Source organism: Gluconacetobacter sp. (assembly GCF_047721585.1).
Lineage (GTDB): Bacteria > Pseudomonadota > Alphaproteobacteria > Acetobacterales > Acetobacteraceae > Gluconacetobacter > Gluconacetobacter dulcium.
In genome coordinates this window covers 1-3086 of record NZ_JBDNXE010000226.1, presented here as the reverse complement: position 1 = coordinate 3086, position 3086 = coordinate 1, and the positions used below count along the sequence as shown (strand labels likewise).

The 3086-nt window shown below is 68.7% G+C and carries 4 protein-coding genes and 1 pseudogene; 3 read left to right on the top strand and 2 right to left on the bottom strand.

Features of this window, described 5'->3' with window-relative positions; genetic code table 11:
• Both ABF821_RS20530 and ABF821_RS20525 read right to left on the bottom strand, forming a co-directional pair.
• Positions 1-306: pseudogene (locus ABF821_RS20530) on the bottom strand (hypothetical protein); the annotation flags it as partial.
• 50 nt (positions 307-356) lie between these two features.
• Complete coding sequence (locus ABF821_RS20525; RefSeq protein ID WP_182974453.1) at positions 357-848, bottom strand: transcriptional repressor; 492 nt, start codon at positions 846-848, stop codon at positions 357-359.
• 152 nt (positions 849-1000) lie between these two features.
• On the opposite strand from ABF821_RS20525, the gene ABF821_RS20520 reads away from it, so the two are divergent.
• From ABF821_RS20520 to ABF821_RS20510, 3 genes are all read left to right on the top strand, one after another.
• Positions 1001-1942, top strand: a complete 942-nt coding sequence (locus tag ABF821_RS20520) for a metal ABC transporter solute-binding protein, Zn/Mn family (protein WP_415531412.1) — start codon at positions 1001-1003, stop codon at positions 1940-1942.
• The gene (locus ABF821_RS20515; RefSeq protein ID WP_415531411.1) at positions 1939-2781 is read left to right on the top strand and encodes a metal ABC transporter ATP-binding protein; all 843 of its coding nucleotides are present in this window, start codon (positions 1939-1941) and stop codon (positions 2779-2781) included. Before ABF821_RS20520 ends, ABF821_RS20515 begins: the two co-directional genes overlap by 4 nt.
• A gap of 23 nt (positions 2782-2804) precedes the next feature.
• Positions 2805-3086: metal ABC transporter permease (locus tag ABF821_RS20510; RefSeq protein WP_415531410.1), on the top strand; the 282-nt coding region annotated here is incomplete at its 3' end.

Below are 3086 nucleotides of genomic sequence, written 5' to 3'. Positions count from 1 at the left end.
GGGTGCGGGGTGGGTGGCCGCACGGGCAGGCACCGGCTCGGGCAGCGGCAGTTCGGCGGTATCCGGGAGGATGCGTGCCATGGCAAAATTCCGTCGCAGGGTGGCTACGGGGTCGGGGTCGGGCAGGCTTTCGGCCAGGATCTGCCGGCCGCGCCGCCGCCAGAACAGCGCCAGGGCCTGGGGGCCATCCTTTGCCGCGATCCGGGCGCGCGGGCGGCCCTGGATATCGTCGATCCGGAAGATCATGCGTTCCGCATTCGGGGTCGTCAGGCCGGTCGGCCTGACCCTGTAGCCGTTTCTCACCATAATCCTCAGTCGTGCCGTTCGCCCGTGATGTCTGAAATCGTCCGTCGTGCCTATGCCGTTGCGGCGTCGCGGCAGGCGGCGCAGAGCCCTTCGGCCTCGACGGTCGAATGATGCACCGTGAAGCCGATCTGCCGCGTGGCGTCGATCAATGCGTGCAGGATGCCGTGATCGTCCAGTTCGGTCACCTGACCGCAGCCGGTACAGATCAGAAACTGCGCCGCGTGAGGATGGCCGGCTTCGGCATGACTGCCATCCAGCGTGTGGGTGCAGCCGACGAAGGCCGACAGGCGCTCGATCTTGTGGATGAGCCCCTCTTCCAGCAGAAAATCCAGGGCGCGGTAGACCGTGGGCGGGGCGGCGCCCTTCTTGTCGGCGCGCAAGCCGTCCAGCAGGTCATAGGCGCCGACCGGGCGCGCGGCCTCCAGCACCAGGCCCAGCACCTGGCGCCGCAGATCGGTCAGCCGCGACCCATGCGCGGCGCACAAGCGCTCGGCATTATCCAGCCGAGTCTCGGTCTTTTCGGCGAAAATCGTTGCCGCCATGCCTGCCGCGCCATGCCCCCGATCTGTCCAGAGATGCCGCCCGCGCGGCTCCCTGGTTTCCATACGCCGGAAAGCGCGTTATATGAAGGCTCCAAATATGTTACATTATAACGTGTCTTGACCTGCCAACCCTCCTGCTGACGGCCTCCCGCGTGTCTGCTGACCTTATATTCCCCCTTCGTGGTTCCCGTTCGGGCGTGGTGCGCCTGATCTGCGCGTGGCTGATGGCTGTCATGCTGGTGGTGTCGGGGGCGCGGCCGGCCCATGCCGGCAGTCCGATTGCCGTTGTGGCCGCCGAAGCGGTGTGGGGCGATATCGCGCGTCAGGTCGGGGGGGCGGATGTGGCGGTGAGCAGCATTCTGACCAACCCTGCGACTGATCCGCATGCGTTCGAAGCCAGCCCGATGGATGGGCGGCGGCTGGGTGCCGCGCGGATCGTGATCGCCAATGGCGGGGGATATGACGGATGGCTCGACCGGCTGATGGAGGGGGGCGGAAATGCCGGCCGGCCGGTGGTGCTGAACGTGGCGGCGCTGGTTGGCTGGCGGGACGGCGATAACGCCCATTTCTGGTACGATCTGGCGATGGTCCGCGCCGTCGCGACGGCGTTTGCCGCCGATTGCGGCGCGATTCTTCCCGATCGCCGGGCGGCGGTGCAGGAGCGTCTGCAACAATTTCTGGACGCGCTGGGGCCGCTTCAACAGCGGATCGACCGGTTGCGGGCGCGTTATCATGGGGTGCCGGTTGCCGCGTCCGAACCGATTTTTGGCCTGATGACGCGCCAGATCGAGCTGACGATGCATGACGGAGATTTTCAGCGTGCGGTCATGAACGGCACCGACCCCGGCCCGTCGGAGGTTGCCGGGTTCGAGCGGGACCTGACGGAGCGGCGGGTGCGGATGCTGATCCTGAACGAGCAGACGACGGGGCCGGCCACCGACCGGCTGGAGCAGTTGGCGCAGGGGGCCGGGATTCCGGTGCTGCATGTCGGCGAGAGCCTGCCGCCCGGCATGCGCTATCAGGACTGGATCGCCGGGATGCTGGATCGTCTGGATCAGGCGCTGGCCCATGCTCCGCCTGGGGGGCCGACATGAACGGGCACGATGCGTGCTGCGGCGGCCCGGCGCCTGGGCCGGAAACGGCCGCCATGCCGCCGGTGGATATGGCGCAGGTCACGCTGCGCATCGGCGCGCGCACGATCCTTTCCGATGTTGGCCTGACCGTGCCGGCCGGGGCCTTTGTCGGCATGCTGGGGCCGAACGGGGCGGGCAAGAGCAGCCTGATCCGCGCCATTCTGGGCGTGGTGCCGGTATCGGCCGGGCGGATTGCGGTCTTTGGCCGGCCGGTGGGGCGCGGCAACCACGATATCGGCTATCTGCCGCAATTTCCGGCGCGTTCCGCGCCGCGCCTGGACGGGCGCAGTTTCATTGCCGCGGCCCTGCATGGCGAGCGGTGGGGCCTGCCCTGCGACTGGCGGCCCGGCCGGCATCGCCGCCATGACGCGATGGAGATCGACCGGGTGCTGGATCTGGTGGGGGCCATGCATCTGGCCCGCCGGCCGATCGACCATCTTTCGGGTGGCGAGCGCCAGCGGCTGTTGCTGGCGCAGGCCCTGCTGGGGCGGCCCCGGCTGCTGCTGCTGGACGAGCCGCTGGCCAGCCTGGACCCGCATCGCGCGCGCGAAGTGGTGGCGCTGGTGGACCGCATCCGCCGCCAGCTTGGCATTGCGGTGCTGTTTTCCACCCATGATCTCAACCCGCTGCTGGGGGTGATGGACCGGGTGCTGTATGTGGGGCGCGGGGCGGCGCGGCTGGGCACGGTGGACGAGGTGGTGACCGGCCCGGTGCTGAGCGCGCTGTATGGCGTGCCGGTCGAGGTGATCCGGGCGAACGGGCGCATCTTCGTGGTGGCCGACGGAGTGGTTCAGTCGTGAGCGGGCGGGAGTAGGAACCGGGCATGTTCGCCTTTGAATTCATGCGCCATGCCTTTGCCGCGACGGGGATCGTGGCGATCCTGTCCGGGCTGGTCGGTTATTTCATGGTGCTGCGGGGCGAGAGCTTTGCCGGCCATGCGCTGTCGCATGTCGGCTTTGCCGGCGCGACGGGTGCGCTGCTGGTGGGGATGCCGCCTTTCTGGGGGCTGATGGGGGCCACGGTTCTGGCCGGGGTGGCCATGGGGCTGGGCGGACGGGGCACCACGCAGGGGCGGGATGTCACGATCGGGCTGGTCCTGTCCTGC